This window comes from Undibacterium sp. FW305-107 (assembly GCF_058788535.1).
Map to the genome: position 1 here is coordinate 1 of NZ_JBYTAV010000012.1, position 19303 is coordinate 19303.

The 19303-nt window shown below is 52.6% G+C and carries 15 protein-coding genes; 10 read left to right on the plus strand and 5 right to left on the minus strand.

Annotation, left to right across the window (positions count from 1 at the left end; translation table 11 throughout):
• Together AC3WQT_RS23840 and AC3WQT_RS23845 are read right to left on the minus strand one after the other, a co-directional pair.
• Positions 1–423 (minus strand): IS3 family transposase (locus AC3WQT_RS23840; RefSeq protein WP_492707727.1); only part of this gene is annotated, 423 nt, incomplete at its 3' end.
• Positions 420–710: a transposase gene (locus tag AC3WQT_RS23845; RefSeq protein ID WP_492707729.1), complete on the minus strand. Its 291-nt coding sequence runs from the start codon at positions 708–710 to the stop codon at positions 420–422. The genes AC3WQT_RS23845 and AC3WQT_RS23840, both read right to left, overlap by 4 nt.
• Positions 711–1407: 697 nt before the next feature.
• On the opposite strand from AC3WQT_RS23845, the gene AC3WQT_RS23850 reads away from it, so the two are divergent.
• From AC3WQT_RS23850 to AC3WQT_RS23885, 8 genes are all read left to right on the plus strand, one after another.
• Complete coding sequence (locus AC3WQT_RS23850) at positions 1408–2601, plus strand: phosphoglycerate kinase (protein ID WP_492707731.1); 1194 nt, start codon at positions 1408–1410, stop codon at positions 2599–2601.
• Between the two features lie 254 nt (positions 2602–2855).
• Entirely contained in the window at positions 2856–4289 is a 1434-nt protein-coding gene (gene pyk / locus AC3WQT_RS23855; RefSeq protein WP_492707733.1) for a pyruvate kinase, read from the plus strand.
• A 60-nt stretch (positions 4290–4349) separates the two neighbouring features.
• Positions 4350–5414, plus strand: coding sequence for a class II fructose-bisphosphate aldolase (gene fba, locus AC3WQT_RS23860; RefSeq protein WP_110256738.1), 1065 nt, complete (start codon positions 4350–4352; stop codon positions 5412–5414).
• Positions 5415–5690: 276 nt separating this feature from the next.
• Positions 5691–6587 carry a phosphoribosylaminoimidazolesuccinocarboxamide synthase gene (locus AC3WQT_RS23865; RefSeq protein ID WP_110256739.1) on the plus strand — a complete coding sequence of 299 codons (897 nt, stop codon included), beginning with the start codon at positions 5691–5693 and terminating at the stop codon, positions 6585–6587.
• Positions 6588–6589: 2 nt separating this feature from the next.
• Positions 6590–7087 carry a 5-(carboxyamino)imidazole ribonucleotide mutase gene (purE, locus tag AC3WQT_RS23870; protein ID WP_492708001.1) on the plus strand — a complete coding sequence of 166 codons (498 nt, stop codon included), beginning with the start codon at positions 6590–6592 and terminating at the stop codon, positions 7085–7087.
• 283 nt (positions 7088–7370) lie between these two features.
• Positions 7371–8591: a 5-(carboxyamino)imidazole ribonucleotide synthase gene (locus AC3WQT_RS23875; protein WP_492707736.1), complete on the plus strand. Its 1221-nt coding sequence runs from the start codon at positions 7371–7373 to the stop codon at positions 8589–8591.
• Complete coding sequence (locus AC3WQT_RS23880; protein WP_492707738.1) at positions 8588–9628, plus strand: L-threonylcarbamoyladenylate synthase; 1041 nt, start codon at positions 8588–8590, stop codon at positions 9626–9628. The genes AC3WQT_RS23875 and AC3WQT_RS23880 overlap by 4 nt, the downstream gene beginning before the upstream one ends.
• Positions 9615–10139 carry a hypothetical protein gene (locus AC3WQT_RS23885; protein ID WP_492707740.1) on the plus strand — a complete coding sequence of 175 codons (525 nt, stop codon included), beginning with the start codon at positions 9615–9617 and terminating at the stop codon, positions 10137–10139. Before AC3WQT_RS23880 ends, AC3WQT_RS23885 begins: the two co-directional genes overlap by 14 nt.
• Before the next feature lie 56 nt (positions 10140–10195).
• Here AC3WQT_RS23885 and AC3WQT_RS23890 read toward each other — a convergent pair whose 3' ends face one another.
• A complete protein-coding gene (locus tag AC3WQT_RS23890; protein WP_492707742.1) occupies positions 10196–10585 on the minus strand; it encodes a phosphopantetheine adenylyltransferase in 390 nt (129 codons plus the stop codon).
• Positions 10586–11036: 451 nt separating this feature from the next.
• On the opposite strand from AC3WQT_RS23890, the gene AC3WQT_RS23895 reads away from it, so the two are divergent.
• Positions 11037–13526, plus strand: a complete 2490-nt coding sequence (locus AC3WQT_RS23895) for a DUF4214 domain-containing protein (RefSeq protein WP_492707744.1) — start codon at positions 11037–11039, stop codon at positions 13524–13526.
• A gap of 228 nt (positions 13527–13754) precedes the next feature.
• Here the strand turns inward: AC3WQT_RS23895 and AC3WQT_RS23900 are convergent, their stop codons facing one another.
• Positions 13755–14390 carry a hypothetical protein gene (locus tag AC3WQT_RS23900; RefSeq protein ID WP_492707746.1) on the minus strand — a complete coding sequence of 212 codons (636 nt, stop codon included), beginning with the start codon at positions 14388–14390 and terminating at the stop codon, positions 13755–13757.
• 308 nt (positions 14391–14698) lie between these two features.
• Here AC3WQT_RS23900 and AC3WQT_RS23905 point away from each other — a divergent pair, with 308 nt between their 5' ends.
• Positions 14699–18097, plus strand: a complete 3399-nt coding sequence (locus tag AC3WQT_RS23905; protein WP_492707748.1) for a TIM-barrel domain-containing protein — start codon at positions 14699–14701, stop codon at positions 18095–18097.
• Between the two features lie 159 nt (positions 18098–18256).
• Here the strand turns inward: AC3WQT_RS23905 and AC3WQT_RS23910 are convergent, their stop codons facing one another.
• Positions 18257–19276, minus strand: coding sequence for a GTP pyrophosphokinase (locus AC3WQT_RS23910; protein ID WP_492707750.1), 1020 nt, complete (start codon positions 19274–19276; stop codon positions 18257–18259).
• Positions 19277–19303 lie beyond the last annotated feature (27 nt).

Consider the following 19303-nt stretch of genomic DNA (forward strand, 5'->3'; position numbering starts at 1 on the left):
CCAGCCTGTTTCAGTACGGATATAGGTGATATCTGATACGTAAGCCAGGTTGGGGGCTACAGGATTGAACTGCCTGGACAGAATGTTTTCTGTTACAGGCAAGTTATGCCTGCTATTGGTGGTGTGCACGAATTTACGTCGCCAGACTGGCTGCAGTCTGGCCTGCCGCATCAGACTGCGAACCTGATAACGACCAATACGGATGCCTTGCGCCTGCATTGCCATCACCAGGCGACGGCTGCCATAGGACTTGTGACTGGCACTAAAAGCCGCTTTCAAATGAACTTCCTTGCTACAAATCCGGGGCATCGCATGGCGTTGTACCGAGGCGTAATACGCTGATCTGCTGACTTCCAGTACCCGACAACTATGCGTGACCGGAATGGCCTTCTTTTGCAAGTGGGTGATGAGCCTGTAGCTCATTTCATTTCCCTGGCGAAGAAGGCCGACGCATTTTTTAAGATGGTCACATCCATACGCAGTTGCCGGTTCTCTTGCTCCAGCTCACGGATGCGCTGTTGTTCTGCTGTCAGTGGCTTACTTGCTAACGGCTCTCCATCAAGTTCCGTTTCGTATTGTTTCATCCACCGGCGTATCGCCGTTTCTCCTATGTGCATACTTTGACTAACTCTCGATATACTCAGTCCTTGCTCTTTCTCCATCTTCACCACTTCCAGTTTGAGCGGTGTGTCGAAGTGTTTCTTCATCATGTTGAGGCCTCTTTGTGATTGAGTTTCCTCTTATTTCACTGTCCTGGCAAATTAGACCACTACATAAACGGGAACCCCCTTTAGGGGGCGACTACACCTGGGTCGCCTTCTTTGGCTTACTTTTCTTGGCGAGACAAGAAAAGTGAGTAGCTGTCGGGCTACCCCCGACCTGCAATCGTAGATTACGTGTATAGGTATTAAGAAAGCAGAGCTCTCAAGCACGAGGAATTAGAAATTGACTCGCACAAAGTTTGCCACTAACGCCGCTGGATTCCAGCCAAAAGCACGCTGAAATAACGTAGCTATGGACGTGGCTGCATTGATGTATAGCAGTTTTACCTGCGGCTATCTGTTGTAATGTATATCAGCCAACAAAGCGTTTAGCATAGAAAATTGACCGAAAAAGCAACAAAAGCACGAACGTACTGATTGCCCATCAAACCCCATCCATCCCCAATCAAACCCACCCGCAATCCCCAAGCCCAAGCAATTCCACCAAATAAATGTCAATTTATTATCAAATTTCACATTAAACGCGCAAAACCCGCGCAAAACCGTATGGTCTGCAAGCGGGCTTTGGTAAAATAGCGGGCTGAGAACTTATGCAGTAAATATGCTGTAAATTTACTGGCGGAATTCATTGCCCGGCTCTCGCAGGCAATGCGCCACCCTTCAACCTTGCCAACTCCATATCACGATGCAATTCAACCGACTCAGTGACCTGATCGCAGCAAACCAGCTCCAGGGCAAACGTGTTTTCATCCGCGCCGATTTGAACGTTCCTCAGGACGATGACGGCAATATTACCGAAGATACCCGTATCCGCGCGTCTGTCCCGGCGATACAGCAGGCTTTGCAGGCAGGTGCGGCCGTGATGGTGACTTCGCATCTGGGTCGCCCGACTGAAGGTGAATTCAAGGCGGAAGATACACTGGCACCGGTTGCCAAACGCTTGTCTGAATTGCTGGGTGTGAATGTAGAACTCAAGCAAAACTGGGTTGATGGTGTCGATGTAGCATCTGGCCAGGTGGTCTTGCTGGAAAACTGCCGCGTCAACAAAGGCGAAAAGAAAAACGACGACGCACTGGCGCAAAAGATGGCTGCCCTGTGCGACGTGTATGTGAATGACGCCTTTGGCACTGCCCACCGTGCAGAAGCAACTACCCACGGCATCGCCAAGTTTGCCCCGGTTGTTTGCGCTGGTCCGCTGTTGTCTGCCGAGCTGGATGCGCTGGGCAAGGCGCTGGGTCAACCTGCGCGCCCACTGGTGGCTATCGTCGCTGGTTCCAAGGTATCGAGCAAACTGACTATTCTGAAATCGCTGGCAGTCAAGGTCGATAACCTCATCGTCGGTGGTGGCATTGCCAACACCTTCATGCTGGCATCCGGTCTCAAGATCGGCAAGTCCCTGGCAGAAGCGGATCTGGTGGAAGAAGCCAAGGCCATCATCGATTTGATGGCCAAGCGCGGTGCGTCTGTACCTATCCCGACTGACGTAGTGTGTGCCAAAGAGTTCTCGCCAACCGCAGTGGCAACCGTCAAGGCAGTGGCAGATGTGCAGGACGACGACATGATCCTCGACATCGGCCCGACGACAGCTGCACTGCTGGCAGAGCAGATCAAAAAATCTGGCACGATAGTCTGGAACGGCCCGGTCGGCGTATTTGAATTTGACCAATTCGGCAACGGCACCAAAGTGCTGGCACAGGCGATTGCCGATTCAGCAGGCTTCTCGATTGCTGGCGGTGGCGACACCCTGGCTGCGATTGCCAAGTACAACATTGCTGACAAGGTAGGTTATATCTCGACAGGCGGCGGCGCTTTCCTGGAATTTTTGGAAGGCAAAACCCTGCCAGCAGTAGAAATTTTGTTGCAACGTGCTGTGAAATAAATCAAGACTTGTCGTTTGCAGGGCTAAGAATCACAAAGCAAATTTGGATGGTAATTTTTGTTTGAACTTTGCGTAGAGACTTTGACGAATAAGAAAATCAAACATGTGAGCGCTGCATAAGCGTAGCGAGCGGCACTAGTTTGAGTTAAGAAGCGCAGTCGTACTTGAGTACGACGAGCATCGCAGGCTCAAAATCGTGTCGCGCAGTAGCTTAGGCAGCGCTTGCAAAATAATATTTAATTTCAGGAGACCAGATGTCACGTGCCACCAAGATTGTTGCCACCATAGGCCCAGCTTCAAATGACTTGGCTACGCTCAAGCGTATGATCCATGCCGGGGTAAATGTGGTGAGGTTGAATTTCTCGCATGGCAAGGCGCAGGATCATATAGACCGGGCCACCATGGTGCGCCAGGCAGCAGCAGAGTGTGGCCGTGAAATCGCCATCATGGCCGATTTGCAAGGTCCAAAAATCCGCATAGGCAAGTTTGAAAATTCCCGCATCAATCTTGAAAACGGCGACAAGTTCATCCTTGATGCAGACTGCACCATGGGTACGCAAGAGCGCGTCGGCCTTGATTACAAGGCCCTGCCGCGTGATGTCAAAAATGGCGACCTGCTTTTGCTCAATGACGGTCTCATCGTGCTCGTCGTTGAAAAAGTCGTTGGTAATGAAATCCATACCGTCACCAAGATAGGTGGCGAGCTGTCCAACAACAAGGGCATCAACCGCCAGGGCGGTGGCCTGACAGCGCCAGCACTGACCGGCAAGGACATGGAAGACATCAAGACTGCCATGTCTTTCCAGGCCGATTATGTGGCCGTGTCTTTCCCAAAAAATGCGACTGACATGGAAATGGCAAGGCAACTCTCCAACATCGCGGGTGAACCTTATAATCACAAACCCATGATGATCGCCAAGATAGAACGTGCAGAAGCGATACCGCTGCTGCAAGAGATACTTGATGCATCTGACGGCATCATGGTGGCCCGTGGTGACCTGGCCGTTGAAGTCGGCAATGCGGCCGTGCCAGCCCTGCAAAAACGCATGATCAAGATGGCGCGTGCTTCCAACAAGGTGGCCATTACTGCCACCCAGATGATGGAATCCATGATCGTCAATGCCGTGCCTACCCGTGCTGAAGTGTCCGACGTGGCCAATGCTGTTTTGGACGGCACTGATGCCGTCATGACCTCGGCAGAAACTGCATCAGGCAAATACCCGATAGAAACCGTGGAAGCGATGTCGCTGATTTGCCTGGAAGCTGAAAAATTCCAGGAAAACAAGCTCGATGCCGACTTCCTCAACATGACCTTTACCCGTATCGACCAGTCCATCGCCTATGGTGCGCTGTTCACAGCGCACCACCTGGGTGTGAAAGCCATCGTGGCCCTGACCGAGTCGGGTTCTACTGCCTTGTGGATGAGCCGCCACAGTGTTGACGTGCCGCTGTTTGCATTGACACCGAGTGTAGCTACCCAGCGCAAGGCAGCGCTGTACCGCAATGTCCAGACTTTCAACCTGCCTTACTCTGCTGACAGGGAAGTAGTGTTGAAATCTGCCGAAACCGTCTTGCTCAAAAACGAAGTTGTCGTCAAAGGCGACATGATCGTTGTCACCTGGGGTGAGCCGATGGGGCAGGTGGGCGGCACCAATGCAATGAAAATTGTCAGGGTAGGCGAGAACTGAGCGCCGCTTCAGTATGAAAGTGCGGCAAAGATTTTTTTATAAAGCAATCTGGAGTTAATTATGCCACTCGTATCCATGCGTCAATTGCTGGACCACGCCGCCGAAAACGGCTATGGTCTGCCAGCTTTCAACGTCAACAACCTGGAGCAAGTCACCGCCATCATGCAGGCCGCCGATGAAGTTGGCGCACCTGTCATCATGCAAGCCTCTGCCGGTGCCCGCAAATATGCTGGCGAAGCATTCTTGCGTCATCTGATCGAAGCTGCGGTAGAAGCCTACCCGCACATCCCCGTCGTCATGCACCAGGACCACGGCCAGTCGCCAGCAGTCTGCATGGCTGCGATCAAATCCGGCTTCACTTCGGTGATGATGGATGGTTCGCTGGAAGAAGACGGCAAAAGCGTCGCCAGCTATGAATACAATGTCGAAGTATCGCGTGAAGTGGTCAAGTTTGCCCACTCCATCGGCGTCACGGTAGAAGCAGAATTGGGCGTGCTCGGTTCTCTCGAAACCATGATGGGCGACAAGGAAGACGGCCACGGTGCCGACGGTAAAATGACGCGCGAACAATTGTTGACCGACGTGCAGCAAGCTGCTGACTTCGTCAAGCAAACCCAGTGCGATGCACTGGCAATCGCCATCGGTACTTCCCACGGTGCCTACAAATTCTCCCGTAAGCCTACCGGCGACATCCTGGCAATCGACCGCATCAAAGAGATCCACCAACGCATTCCTAACACGCATCTGGTGATGCACGGTTCTTCTTCCGTACCACAAGAACTGCTGGATGAAATCCGTCAGTTTGGTGGTGACATGAAAGAAACCTATGGTGTGCCGGTTGAAGAAATCGTCATCGGCATCCAGAACGGCGTGCGCAAGATCAACATCGACACTGACATCCGCTTGGCAATGACAGGCGCGATCCGTCGTTACATGTTTGAAAATCCATCCAAGTTTGATCCACGTGATTATTTGAAGCCAGCGCGTGAAGCCGCCAAGCTGGTGTGCAAGGCACGTTATCTGTCTTTCGGTTGCGAAGGCCAGGCAGGCAAGATCAAGCCTATGGCTTTGGAAAAAGTGGCAGAGCAGTACAAAAAAGGCGCTTTGGCGCAGATCGTCAATTAAGAAATAAGTAAATTTGTTTCCTCATTCCGGTGTGAGCCGGGGTGAGGAAGTTCAGGGTTTAGACAAAATTGTTTTTGACGGTAGTAATCTCGTAGGTTGGGCCGGGCCTCGCTAGGCTACGGTTTACCAGCCCAACACTCGGCGTTTAAATAACGTATACGTTTGTTGAGGCCCAGTGTTGGGCTGATGAAGCGTAGCCCAACCTACGAGAAACTGCATTTGTCCTACCAACAATTCTGTGTAAACCCTATCCAGATCGAAATAAAGAAATCCCTCATGACTACGCAAATCAATTCCACTCTTCATTCCCTGCCTTTGCTGGGCCGTGGCAAGGTACGTGACAATTACGCTGTCGGCGACGACAAGCTGCTCATCGTCACCAGTGACCGCCTGTCCGCATTCGATGTCATCATGAATGAACCCATCCCCGACAAAGGTCGCGTGCTGAACCAGATGGCGAATTTCTGGTTTGAAAAGCTGGGTCACATCGTGCCTAATCATCTGACTGGTGTAGCACCAGAATCCGTGGTATCAGCAGATGAAGTGGCGCAAGTCAAAGGCCGTGCAGTCGTTGCAAAACGCCTGAAACCCATCATGGTAGAAGCCGTGGTACGTGGTTACATCATCGGCTCAGGCTGGAAAGATTATCAAGAGACTGGTGCAATCTGCGGCATACAATTGCCAGCAGGCTTGCCACAGGCTGCCAAGCTGCCTGCACCTATCTTTACCCCGGCTGCCAAGGCAGAAATGGGCGAGCATGATGAAAACATCAGCTATGCAGAAACCGAGCAACGCATAGGTGCAGAACTGGCCGCCAAAATCCGCGACATCAGCATACAGCTTTATACCGAAGCTGCAGAATATGCCGCCACCCGTGGCATTATCATCGCCGACACCAAGTTTGAATTTGGCCTCGACGATAATGGCGTCCTGCATCTGATGGATGAAGTGCTGACGGCTGATTCTTCGCGCTTCTGGCCTGCTGATTCGTATGCCACCGGCATTTCACCACCGTCTTTTGACAAGCAGTTCGTGCGTGATTATCTCGAAACCATCACCAGCTGGAAAAAGACTGCACCAGCACCAGCGCTGCCAGATGAAGTCGTGCAAAAAACTGCCGCCAAATACCGTGAAGCGCTGGAACGCCTGACTGGCGAAAGTCTGAAGGACTGATGATGACTATTACAAATCAAGTCCTTGTCGGCGTCGTCATGGGTTCATCCTCAGACTGGGATGTCATGCAAAACGCCGTCGCCATCCTCAAGGAATTTGGCATAGGCTTTGAAGCCAAGGTCGTTTCGGCCCACCGCATGCCCGATGAAATGTTCACCTACGCAGAAACCGCCCGCGAGCGCGGCCTGCGCGCCATCATCGCCGGTGCTGGCGGTGCCGCCCACCTGCCAGGCATGATCGCAGCAAAAACCATCGTGCCAGTATTGGGTGTGCCCGTGCCATCCAAATACCTGCGCGGCGAAGACTCATTGCTGTCCATCGTGCAAATGCCCAAAGGCATACCGGTATCAACCTTCGCGATAGGTGAGGCAGGCGCAGCAAACGCAGCATTGGCCGCGATTGCGATATTGGCAACAACAGATGATGCATTGGCCGCGAGGTTGATCGAGTTCCGCGAAAAGCAAACGCAAGTTGCACGCGATATGGTGTTGCCGGTTTAGATTTTCGTTGATAGCGGAAGATTTCGCAGGTTGGGCTGACCTTGTAGGTTGGATTGATCTTGTAGGTTGGGCTACGCTTCAACAGCCCAACATTGGGCCTCAACAAACGTATGCGTTATTTAAACGCCGAGTGTTGGGCTGATAAGGCGTAGCCCAACCTACGATAAAGCCCAACCTACGATCGCAGCCTAATCAACGAGCACGAACAAATTCGCCTGAATATCCGTATCCCATTTGATTTGTACTATTGTGTACAAACGATTCCTAGTTTGAAATCACTACCATGACCACTCATCAACAGCCCGCACAGCCCCGCCAGCCATTGTTACCCAACACTCCCGCCAGTTGCCTTGGCATCATGGGCGGTGGCCAACTGGGTCGCATGTTTGCCCAGGCGGCGCAAGCCATGGGTTACCAGGTAGCCGTGCTGGAACCTGAAGCGGGCTGTCCAGCAGCGCAAGTGACAGGTCAGCATATCCAGGCAGGCTATGAAAACCACCCTGGCCTGATGGCATTGGCCAAGCTCAGCAAAGCTGTCACCACAGAATTTGAAAACGTCCCGGCAGAAAGTTTGAAGCTGCTGGCGCAAACCAGCTTTGTCGCCCCGGCTGCTGCCTGTGTCTCCATCGCCCAGGATCGCCTCGCAGAAAAACACTTCTTCACCCGCTGTGGCGCGACCACGCATGTCTATCCGGCACCGCATTGGGGTATCACCAGCCAGGATGATGTTGCCAAGGTCAGTGATGATCTCTTGCCCGGCATCTTGAAAACCGTACGCATGGGCTATGACGGCAAAGGCCAGGTACGCGTGCGTGACCGTGCTGAACTTGCTACTGCTTTCGCTGGCATGAACGGCCAGCATTGCGTGCTGGAAAAAATGCTGCCACTGGCTTATGAAGTATCGGTCCTCGTCGCCCGTGGCGTCGATGGCGAAGCGGTTGTATACCCGATTGCAGAAAACGTCCACCGCGACGGTATCCTGTTCACTACTATTGCCCCCAGCACCCATGTGTCGGCAGATGTCGCCAGCAAGGCGCAAGCCGCCGCTCTGCACATCATTGCAGAGATGGGCTATGTGGGCGTGCTGTGCATAGAATTTTTTGTGCTCAGGGATGGCAGCCTGGTCGTCAATGAAATGGCACCACGCCCGCACAATAGCGGCCACTACACGATTGATGCCTGCATCACCAGCCAGTTTGAGCAACAGGTCAGGGCACTCGCGCAATTGCCGCTGGGCGATGTGCGCCAGCATTCACCAGCCGCCATGCTCAATATCCTCGGTGATGTCTGGTATGAAGGCGACACCGACACCATGCGCGAACCCGCGTGGGATCAGGTGCTGGCCATCCCGGGGGCGCACCTGCACCTGTACGGCAAGGCAGAAGCCCGCCGCGCCCGCAAGATGGGCCACGTCACCTTCGTCGCAACTACGATGGCAGAAGCGCAGGGCAACCTGGGCAAAGCCTGCGACATACTTGGCATAGCAGCACCGGAGTGGGCATGAAGTCACAAGCCAGTACACCTGAGGCAATCGCAGCAGCAGCACAAGCACTGGAAAGCGGCCAACTGGTCGCTTTTCCGACCGAGACCGTGTATGGCCTCGGCGCTGATGCAGAAAACCCAGTTGCCGTCGCCAATATCTATGCCGCCAAGGGCAGGCCATCGAATCATCCTGTGATTGTCCACGTTGCCCCCGGTGCTGACATCAGCTACTGGGTCAAGGACATCCCAGCAGAAGCGCACCAGCTCATCGCCGCCTTCTGGCCAGGCCCGCTGACCCTGATTTTGAAGCGTGCCGACCATATACCGGATGCTGTCTCAGGCGGGCAAGACACCGTCGGCATACGCTGCCCATCGCACCCCGTGGCACAAGAACTCTTGCGCGCCTTCAAGGCAGGCAAGGGCGGTGTGGCTGCGCCATCGGCCAATAAATTCGGCCACGTCAGCCCCACCATGGCAGCGCACGTAGAAGAAGAATTCGAGCAAGAGATACAGCCCGGCGGCCTCATCGCCAGCATACTTGACGGTGGCCAGAGCGATGTCGGCATAGAATCCACCATAGTCGATCTCAGCCGCCTCGCCACCCACGGCCCCGTGCTGCTACGCCCTGGTCACATCACTGTCGCCCAGATGGCTGCCGTGCTGGGCACCACGCCAGCAGCACCAGACGCCGCAGCCCCACGCGCATCCGGCACTCTCGACGCCCACTACGCACCCCACACGCCAGTGATTTTGGTAGAAGCCGCAGAACTCGACGACACAGTGAATCGCCTGCACGCCAAAAACAAAAAACTCGCCCTCATGAGCTACCAAGCCCACCCCGCCATTCACGCAGAAGCCTGGCGCCACCTGCCCGCCGACCCGGTAGGCTATGCCCACGACCTGTATGCCGGTTTGCGTGAACTTGATCATGCCCATGCAGATTTGATTTTGGTAGAAGCCCTGCCGCAAGACAAAGACTGGCAAGGCGTGAACGACCGCCTGCGCCGGGCAGCATTTGACTCACGTGATATTTTGAAAGCTTTACTTGACAATGATTGATCAGAAAAAAGCCAGCCAACTGGCGCAAGAAGGTTTGGCCCTGTGGGAAAAATCCGAGCTGGAACTGGCCGCACAAAAAACAGAAGAAGCAATCGCCCTTGCTGACCAAGGTAATTGGGCTGTGCCCGATTACCATGGCCAACTGGCGGGTATCCATGCGCAGGCAGGCCAGAGCGACAAAGCCCGACTGCACTACGAGCAAGCGCTTTCTCTTCAATTGCAGGATGGTGAAACAGAAAGCAGCATCACCATCATCACGAGCAGATATTTCCTGGCAATGCATTTGCTGGGAATGAATCTTGCGAACGAAGCATTGAACGTGCTGCAGCCTTCTTTGCAAGCCGCTCCTGCCCACTGGTTGAACTGCATTGCCCATGCTCATGTCTTGCACGCATTGCACAAATTTACAGAAGCAAAAGATGCGGCGCAATTAGCGATCAAGAATGCGCCTTCGGCAGAAAAGGCTGAGCAGTTGAGAGACACTTTGAAAGTGGTGCTTTCAGGTACTTGATTGTGAAAGCACATCATGAATACCGCGTAGGTGGGATGACGTTTCACTACTCATACCTACGCTTGCTGTAACTTGTATTTCGCCAGACTGGCAATCACAAGTGCCAGCAGCACAACACCATCCACCATGACGACACGGCCTATGGCGGCGTTATATCCGCCGACGATCATCGCAATTGCCAGGAACGAGACTACGCTGACCAGCCCGGTACTCAGGGCGAGCCACTGCAATTCGGATCTTGCCGCAGCCAACAACATGAATACGCCAGACAAGCCGAACAACACGGCCCGGTGGCGCAGCAAGATATCTGCATTAGGGCCGTCTATACTGATCCCGTACAAGGCAGCAAGCTGCGCCTGTCCAAGGCAACCGGCAACAGGTGCCAAGTGCACCAAGCCGACCACAACCAGACCTGCCGAAACAACATAAGAAAGTGAAAAAGTCATGACCCTGCCCTCTGCAAATATAGCAACGATCATAGACGCATCACAAGATTTGGCAATTACCTGAGAGGTAAAATCAAATCGGAAAATTGTTAGTCTGTGTAGGTACGATTAGCGCAAGCGTAATCGTACGCATGTCAATTAATTTCAGGCGCTTCGATAAGAGGTTTGCTATGTCAGCGCCAAGTCAAAAAAGTAGTCCGCACTCCGTTTAAAGAAAAAACAAACCGGCTTCGGTACTGGCTTAGTGTTACCTGTTGCACACGCATTACATGCGTACGATTACGTTGCGCTAATCATACCTACTCCCTATGCCTATGCTTGCTGTGTCCGCTGAGAAACTCGCGCACAAACATACGGCAGCATCTGTTGTTATTCACTGCTTTTTGATTATCGCGGCCAAAGTCCGTAGTATATTGTTGCAATCAAATTACCTTCGCCAAGGTGGTCGCTCATGCCAAACGTTAATATCATCTATAACGATGTCGGAGGCAAACTGGCAGCTTTGCCGCTATTGGCGGCCACCATCAATGCTGCTCTCAAGTATCTCGATCAGTTTGTCGTCTTCAAGGGTACGATAGATATTCAGATCAATGCAGAGGCGACCCCTACAGGGCGTTTTGGCGGTACTAACAACGTCACTTTTCTTGGCAAGAAAAATGGCCTGGACGTGTACGAGGCCTCGCAAACTGCAGAATCACGCACTGGTATCGATCCCGCGCCTGACAAGCCTGACCTGATCATCAATATTGACCCAACTTCTTCCTACGCCAACGGCCTGTACTGGGATTCCAATATTGCCAACAGCATAGGTGGCAAAGTTGATACCAGCAAGGTTGACGCCTTCACTGTGGTCTTGCATGAACTTTTGCATGGCATGGGTTTCATTGGCTATCGAGATGCAACAGGCAAATTGCCAGGCAATTATGAGTCAGTCTGGGATTCATTCCTGACTGTGAATAGCAATAACACAGCCACCCTGGCTGGCCCTGCCATTGTTGCCCTCTTAGGCGAGCCAGTTGAGGTGCGGGTTGGTGGTAGCCAAAGCATGTATCACCTGGGTACTGGTCCCACCGTGGCAGACAGCAAGATGCAATGGCTGGAGGCAAGCAATTTCAATGGCTATTACTATAACTATGGTGAGCGTTACCTGTTGGGCAGGCTGGAGCTGGCCATGTTGCAGGACATGGGTTGGGTGCTCAAGCCAACCACGATGACCAATGTCGTCAACACCTGGGACAATAAAATTGCCGCGCTATATATGATAGGCTGGGATACCGATGAACAGATCATAGGTGATACCAAGGATGACCGTATCGAGGGCCGTGGTGGTAATGACACGCTGATTGGCGGCCTCGGTGATGACAATCTGTATGGCGGCACCGGCAATGATCTTCTGTATGGTGATGGCGGCAGTGATGTGGCGGTTTTTTCTGGCAATGCCAATGATTACACCGTCACTTACAATGCGGCCAATAACAGTTATACCGTCAAGGACAGTTTCATCAACCGCGACGGTAGCGATACTGTTTATTCGGTAGAAAACCTGAGATTCGCCGACGGCATCAAGGCCCCGGCCAGCCTGATCAATAACCCGGCTGCTGGTACTGGTAGCAGCAACTCCATCAATGGTACTGCTGGCAATGACACTCTCACAGGCACGGCAGGTAATGACACCATCAATGCCCTGGCTGGTGATGACAGCCTTCGTGGCGCTGCTGGCAGCGATATCCTGTACGGTGGTGATGGCACTGACATCGCATTTTTTACAGGCAGCATAAGTGACTATACCGTCAGCTATGATGCGGTCAACGCCAGCTACACCGTGACTGACAAAGTCAGTGGCCGTGACGGCATTGACACTTTGTATTCGATAGAATTGCTCTCATTTTCTGACATCACCAATATCCGCCCCGGCTTGCTGATAGCCACACCCAGCCTCATTATCGACGGTGGACCCTACAATGACTATTTGCTCGGTACCACAGGCAATAACACCATCAACGGGCTGGCCGACAATGACACCCTGGTCGGCGGTGCCGGTGACGACAGCCTCTATGGCGGGGACGGTAACGATATCGCCAATTACTCCGGCAATGCGGGTGACTATACCGTCACTTACAATGCGGCCAACACCAGCTATACCATCCAGGACAAAACCGGCAACCGTGATGGCACTGACACTTTATATTCGATAGAACTCCTGAGCTTTGCCGATGGTAGCCGGACACCGACCAGCATGCTGATCAGCAGCGTCATCGGCATCACCATCAACGGTAGCACTGCTAGTGAAATCCTGACCGGGACGGCTGGGGGCGACTATCTGTATGGCTTTGCGGGCAGGGACACGCTGACAGGTGGTGGCGGTAACGATCTGCTGGCCGGCGGCGATGGCCTGGACATGGCAAGCTATAGCGGCTCGCGTGCTGGCTACAGCATCAGTAAAAGCAAGGACGGCCAGTCATGGGCCATCACCGATCTGGTCGGCAGCGACGGCACTGACCAGCTCATTGATGTAGAGCGCCTGCAGTTCAAGGACCAGGCGCTGGCGCTTGATATCAATGGCACCGCAGGCCAGGTGTACCGCTTGTACCAGGCCGCCTTTGACCGCAAGCCTGATCTGGTCGGCCTTGGCTACTGGATCAATGACATGGACAAGGGGGCCAGTCTGACCCAGGTGGCGGCCGGTTTTTTCCAGTCGCCAGAATTCCAGAAGTTGTATGGCACCGCGCCCAGCAATGCCACCCTGGTTGGCAATTTCTACCAAAATGTCTTGCACCGTACGCCCGACCAGATTGGTTATGATTACTGGCTCAACCAGCTCAACACCGGCAAAATCAGCGCCGCCGGTGTACTTGCCAGTTTTTGCGACAGCCCTGAAAACCAGGCACTGGTTGCCAGTTCCATACAAAACGGCATTGACTACACGCTCTGGCTAGCTTAGCCAACATTAGAGATCTCTGGGAGAAAGTAAAGTCGTGTATATCGTGTAGGTACGATTAGCAGAGCGTAATCGTACGCATGCTGATTAAATCCAGATGATTTGCATTCCTTTGAGTGAAGAGTACAAAACGCCTTTGGAGTTGGGTTGAATATGATCATTGTTATGCCACAGTTTGCCATACGTACGATTACGTTACACTGATCGTACCTACTTCGTGTCTACGCTTGGTTAGACTGCACCAAACCATTGTTCTATGGCTCTTAATGCATCATCATTCGATGGAATGAAAGCATGACTCGCCGGGACAGAAACAGCATGCGCTTGTGGCGACGGAAGTGCTTCATCGGCTGCGACCATGCCATCGTGTGGCAATTTAAATCCAAAGAAGACACCGAAAGCACCTAGCCATGGCCACACGCCGTAGATGTGGGCGGTTGGGCTATCCGGCATGGGGACTTTGTTCATTCTGTCTTCGTCAGCGGCGAACTGGCCGCATTCGCCAGTAAGCAACTTGTAGATTTTCCAGTACCGCAATCTATTGGCAAGTTTCATCGCATGTAAGGGCGACGCAAGTAAAACGATGCGCCTGGGCCGTAGCGAGGGCGCAAGCTGCCCGTTAAGACTCCTGAGAAGTACACCGCCAAAAGAATAGCCTACCGCATGGTAATCACCAGCGTTGCCGACACTGGATAGAAAATCGTTCAGGTTCTTTTTGATTTCATCAAAGGACTGGGATGACACCTGATAGTCAAAACATGCAACGGCATATCCGCGCTTTTCAAAATAGCGGACAAACTTGCCGCGCATATAGCGCTTGCCGCCTACGCCATCGATAAAAACAATCTGGCGGGTACTGCTGTTCATGAAAACACTCCAATAAGATTTGAAACAGGGTTCTGCAAATAGTAGTCGTAATAGTAGTCGTAATAGTTGCCGCAACAGTTGTCACATTGTAGCGTGGCTCAGACTTCATCGCCCCGGGTTTGGCTTTCTCCATTCGCTCTATCCTGCTGGTTGTTGAGTCTTTCATGCAGTCAGACATTCCAGGCTTGAGTCTTGCACGGGATGTATGGGAAAATACCTTTAATATATTAACGCCTGATTGCCTCGACCAGCATTAACCCGGCTGAACAGACATTTACCTACCGCAGAATTTACCCACAGACGCCACCATGCACCCACACTTGCGCAAGACCCTGATCTCTAGCCTGATTGCTTTGTCCCTGTCTGCGGCCAGTTACGCTGCACCTTTGGGCAGCATGCGCAATTTGTCTGTCAGTGCGCAACGCCAGATAGAGTTCACGACGGATGATGGTAGCATCGTCAGGATCAGTCTGTTGAAGCCAGATCTGTTCCGCGTCTGGGCAGGTAGCAAGGGGCAATTGCTGGATGCCGGTGACAAGGCTGCGCCTATCGTGCTCAAAAAAGACTATGCGGATTTTCCGATCAGTGTGACTGCGCCAGACGGCTATCAACTGGTGCAGACATCCGCCATGGCCTTGCGCATCTACCGCTCGCCCGTGCGCCTGGCGCTCTACAAGGCAGACAACAAGACCCTGCTCTGGGAAGAAAAACAACCGCTGGAACTTGGTGACAAGGCCAGCTTCCAGACCCTCTCCAGCACGCCGGATGAGGCCTTTTTTGGCGGCGGCCAGCAAAATGGCAGCTACGCCTTCAAGGGCAAACAACTAGAGGTATCTTATTCCGGCGGTTGGGAAGAAGGCGACAGGCCCAGCCCCGCACCGTTTTACATGAGCAGCAAGGGCTATGGCGTCTTGCGCAATACCTGGAGCAATGGCAGCTATGATTTCCGCTCCAATGATTATCTCAGCACCAGCCATCAGGAAAAACGCTTTGATGCTTATTACTTCGTCGGCGACAGCATCAAGGACGTGCTGGCCAGCTACACCGAACTCACAGGCCGCGCCAGACTCTTGCCGCGCTGGGCCTATGAATATGGTGATGCTGATTGCTACAACGATGGCGACAACAGCAAAAAGCCCGGCACCGTGCCCGCAGGCTGGAGCGACGGCCCCACCGGCAAGACGCCAGACGTAGTGGCCGCAGTGGCCGCAAAATACCGCGAGCATGACATGCCCGGCGGCTGGATACTGCCTAACGACGGCTATGGCTGCGGTTACACCAATTTGCCCGAGGTCGTTGCAGGCTTGAAGAAACATGGCTTTCGCACCGGCCTGTGGACAGAAAACGGCGTCGATAAAATCGCATGGGAAGTCGGCACCGCAGGCACACGCGCGCAAAAGCTCGACGTCGCGTGGACAGGCAAGGGCTATCAGTTCTCACTCGACGCCAACATGGCCGCAGCCCAAGGCATACTCGATAATTCCAACGCACGCCCGTTTGTATGGACTGTCATGGGCTGGGCAGGCACACAGCGCTATGCGGTCACCTGGACAGGTGACCAGTCCGGCAGTTGGGACTATATACGCTGGCATATCCCCACACTGATAGGCTCAGGCCTGTCCGGCCAGGCATATGCCACTGGCGATGTCGATGGCATCTTTGGCGGCAGCCCCGAGACTTTTACGCGTGATTTGCAATGGAAGACTTTTACCCCCGTGCTCATGGGCATGTCAGGCTGGTCAAAATCAGAACGCAAACACCCCTGGTGGTTTGACGAACCCTACCGCAGCATCAACCGCGATTACCTCAAACTCAAGATGCGCCTCATGCCCTATATGTACACCTATGCGCATGAAGCAGAGCAGAGCGGCGCACCCATCGTGCGCGGCCTGATGTGGGATTATCCGCAAGATACCAATGCCAATAACGAGAACTACAAATACCAGTTCATGCTAGGCAAAGACTTTCTGGTGGCCCCTGTGTACCGTAGCCAGGCCGCCAGCAAAGGCTGGCGCAAAGGTATCTATTTGCCGCAAGGCCAGTGGATAGATTACTGGGATGGCCGCGTTGTCACAGCAAATGCAAAAGGCAAAGTCATAGACCAGCAAGTCACGCTGGACAAACTGCCCGTCATGGTGCGCGCCGGTGCGATTTTGCCTATGTACCCGGTCGCCCTGTATGACGGCCAGGTACCAAAAGATGTGCTGACGCTGGACATTTACCCGCACGGCAAATCCAGCTTCACCCTATATGAAGACGATGGCGAAAGCCGCCAGTACCAGGGCGGCAAATCCAGCCTGCAAACTTTCACTGTCGATGCACCAGAAAACCGCGCAGGCGACATCAGCATCAACGTCGGCGCAGTCAATGGCAGCTATGAAGGCATGGAACAACAACGCGCCCTGCAACTGCAAATCCACACCCGCGTTCAGCCAGATTCTGTGCACTTTGGTGAGCAAAATCTGCCGGCATACAGCAGCCGCGCAGACTACGACAAAGCCAGCAGCGGCTGGTTTTATGACGCCGCAGAAAAATACGGCACCGTCCATATCAAGACCGCCAGGCTGCCCGTCAGCCAGGCTTACGAGTTCCGCCTCGCCGTTGCCACGAACAAGCAACTCGCGACAACAGCAGACTACCCGCCAGCACCTGACCTCGGCAACAGCATCGCCCCGGACAGCCTCATCGTCCTGGGCCGCCCGGCAGAAGAACCCGGCCATCCTCTGGAAAACGCATTCGACGGCAAACCCGGCACCTGGTTCCGCACCGTGCGTGATCAGTCGCAAAAGACAGGCGCTCATGAATTCAGCCTCGCCCTGGGCGAACGCCGCATGATCAACGGTTTTGAAATCGCCCCACGCAATGACAAGAACTGGCAATACGGCCAGGTCAAAGACTTTGAAATCTACCTGGCCGACACCAACGGCGAATGGGGCAAACCTATCTACACCGGCCAGCTCAAAAAACAAGAGGGCAAACAAAAAGTAGAATTCGCCGCCAAAGCAGGCCGCCTGTTCCGCTTCCGCGTACTCAGCACCCACGACCAGAACGACGACGGCGACGCACAAGACCCCATGGTCCTGACCAGCACAGGCGAAACCAAACCAGCCAAAGCCTATAACGCCTTTAACCCGGTAGTCGTCAGCCCGATTACGATTTCAGAATTCAGCATCCTCGAAAAACCAGCACCAGACAAAGCCAAGTTGCAAACTTATTTGTCTGATGCTGTTGCAAATACTGGCACAGGCAGTAAGGCCAGCTACGCCAAAGACCTGGCCTATAGCAACGCAGGTGCCAAGGCATTGAAAGGTGTAGTCAGCAAACAATCTGGCATGCAGAACAGCACACAAAGCAGCATGCAAATGAACGGCCTGCGCTTCCACAAAGGCCTGGGTGTGCCCGGCAACAGCGAAATCGAATACCAACTCAAAGGCGACTGGCAAACCTTCCGCGCCGACGTAGGCATAGACGACAGCTGCCGCAACAACGGCGGTCTGCAATTCCAGGTATGGGGTGACGATAAATTATTGTTCGACAGCGGCCTCGTCACAGCACCAGCAGTCGTCAAGCCAGAGCTGGATATACGCGGCATCAGCAAACTTAATTTGAAGACTACGGGTGTCAAAGCGACGGGCAAGGCAGAGGTTTGTGCTAACTGGGCGAATGCTTCGGTGATTGGGTTTGTGGGGAGTGGGGTGGAGCGGTAGATTGAGATTAAGATGATCCTCTCGTCATATGGCAATTTATGGGGCGAGAGGTATTTTTTTCAGTCCGCGAAGTTTTTCAAAGCCAATTGCTCAATCGCATCTATGGTTTCAACGTTAAGCAATTACTTGATACCAATCTAAGCCTTTTCTGAATACAGTCTATTTAACCAAGCCTAGAAACTCATTCACTCTTTCCAGAAACAACCCTTCATTTTTGGATAAACGATAATTCTCGTCCACAAATATTAACGCACTCCTTATTAAGCCAACCCCGACATATTGTCCAGGTTCTTCTTCTTCAGGCTCTTGCGGAGGATATTTTCTCTCACTTGCAATTACAGCATCCCAACCCTTCTTTATCACCTCGTCAATGCTGCTTAACTTTTTATACCCAAATTGGTTTAATTCTCCTAGCAAATCGGCTGCTGCTTCAATAGAAGCAGTATTTCTATCAGGGAACCTCCAAGCCATGTAGCCAAGTAGACTGTCAAGATTTATATCATTCTCCAAGAATGATTGAGTATCGGCACTAATTGAATTTTTTACGTTATTTTGATATCGAATTCTTGCGTGATAGATTCTTTCGAATTGATCATCAGCAGTTTCAAATAACCCAGAAAGCGCATGAAGTTTTCGTTTCAACTCTTTAGGAATATCTTCTTCGTGTTTGTACGACAGATGATGATCCACAATCGCCCATGCGTCTTGGAGAATTGTGCGAATTTGAATTTCACAACGAACTCCCTTCAGATCGTCGTATCTTGCCCCAGCGTGCTGCTCTTTTAAGCTAACAATATAATGAAGAGCGCCATATCCAAATTTCTCCACTCCTTGATCACCGAGTTTATCGACTCTCTCATGTATATCGAATTCTTCCTTAACGAGCTGTTCCAATTTATCTTTATCAGACACATATAAAAAAACAACTCTCACACCAGATAGGTCGGTGATCTCTTGCAATGGATTATTGTATGTTTTTCGTTCTATTTTTTCGCAAAAACTCTCAAGTGTTTTCGCCCTAGAGGTCAGGTGGCCGATCTCAATACCTGAAGATTTTATTTTTTTTTCGAGAATATACTTAACTTCATCGCAAAGACGTTGATGAATAGGAAGCCTGCCGTAGTAACTACGAATTAATTCAGGATTGCTCTTCCAAACTCTATTTAAAGGGCTGTCCAAATTAATACTCCTTGTTTTCCAACTTTT

What these genes read in the sequence shown, in the direction of transcription:
- AC3WQT_RS23845 (WP_492707729.1), bottom strand. Translation starts at nt 710, where the DNA reads ATGATGAAGAAACACTTCGACACACCGCTCAAACTGGAAGTGGTGAAG.
- AC3WQT_RS23850 (WP_492707731.1), top strand. Translation starts at nt 1,408, where the DNA reads ATGCAATTCAACCGACTCAGTGACCTGATCGCAGCAAACCAGCTCCAG.
- pyk (WP_492707733.1), top strand. Translation starts at nt 2,856, where the DNA reads ATGTCACGTGCCACCAAGATTGTTGCCACCATAGGCCCAGCTTCAAAT.
- fba (WP_110256738.1), top strand. Translation starts at nt 4,350, where the DNA reads ATGCCACTCGTATCCATGCGTCAATTGCTGGACCACGCCGCCGAAAAC.
- AC3WQT_RS23865 (WP_110256739.1), top strand. Translation starts at nt 5,691, where the DNA reads ATGACTACGCAAATCAATTCCACTCTTCATTCCCTGCCTTTGCTGGGC.
- purE (WP_492708001.1), top strand. Translation starts at nt 6,590, where the DNA reads ATGACTATTACAAATCAAGTCCTTGTCGGCGTCGTCATGGGTTCATCC.
- AC3WQT_RS23875 (WP_492707736.1), top strand. Translation starts at nt 7,371, where the DNA reads ATGACCACTCATCAACAGCCCGCACAGCCCCGCCAGCCATTGTTACCC.
- AC3WQT_RS23880 (WP_492707738.1), top strand. Translation starts at nt 8,588, where the DNA reads ATGAAGTCACAAGCCAGTACACCTGAGGCAATCGCAGCAGCAGCACAA.
- AC3WQT_RS23890 (WP_492707742.1), bottom strand. Translation starts at nt 10,585, where the DNA reads ATGACTTTTTCACTTTCTTATGTTGTTTCGGCAGGTCTGGTTGTGGTC.
- AC3WQT_RS23895 (WP_492707744.1), top strand. Translation starts at nt 11,037, where the DNA reads ATGCCAAACGTTAATATCATCTATAACGATGTCGGAGGCAAACTGGCA.
- AC3WQT_RS23900 (WP_492707746.1), bottom strand. Translation starts at nt 14,390, where the DNA reads ATGAACAGCAGTACCCGCCAGATTGTTTTTATCGATGGCGTAGGCGGC.
- AC3WQT_RS23905 (WP_492707748.1), top strand. Translation starts at nt 14,699, where the DNA reads ATGCACCCACACTTGCGCAAGACCCTGATCTCTAGCCTGATTGCTTTG.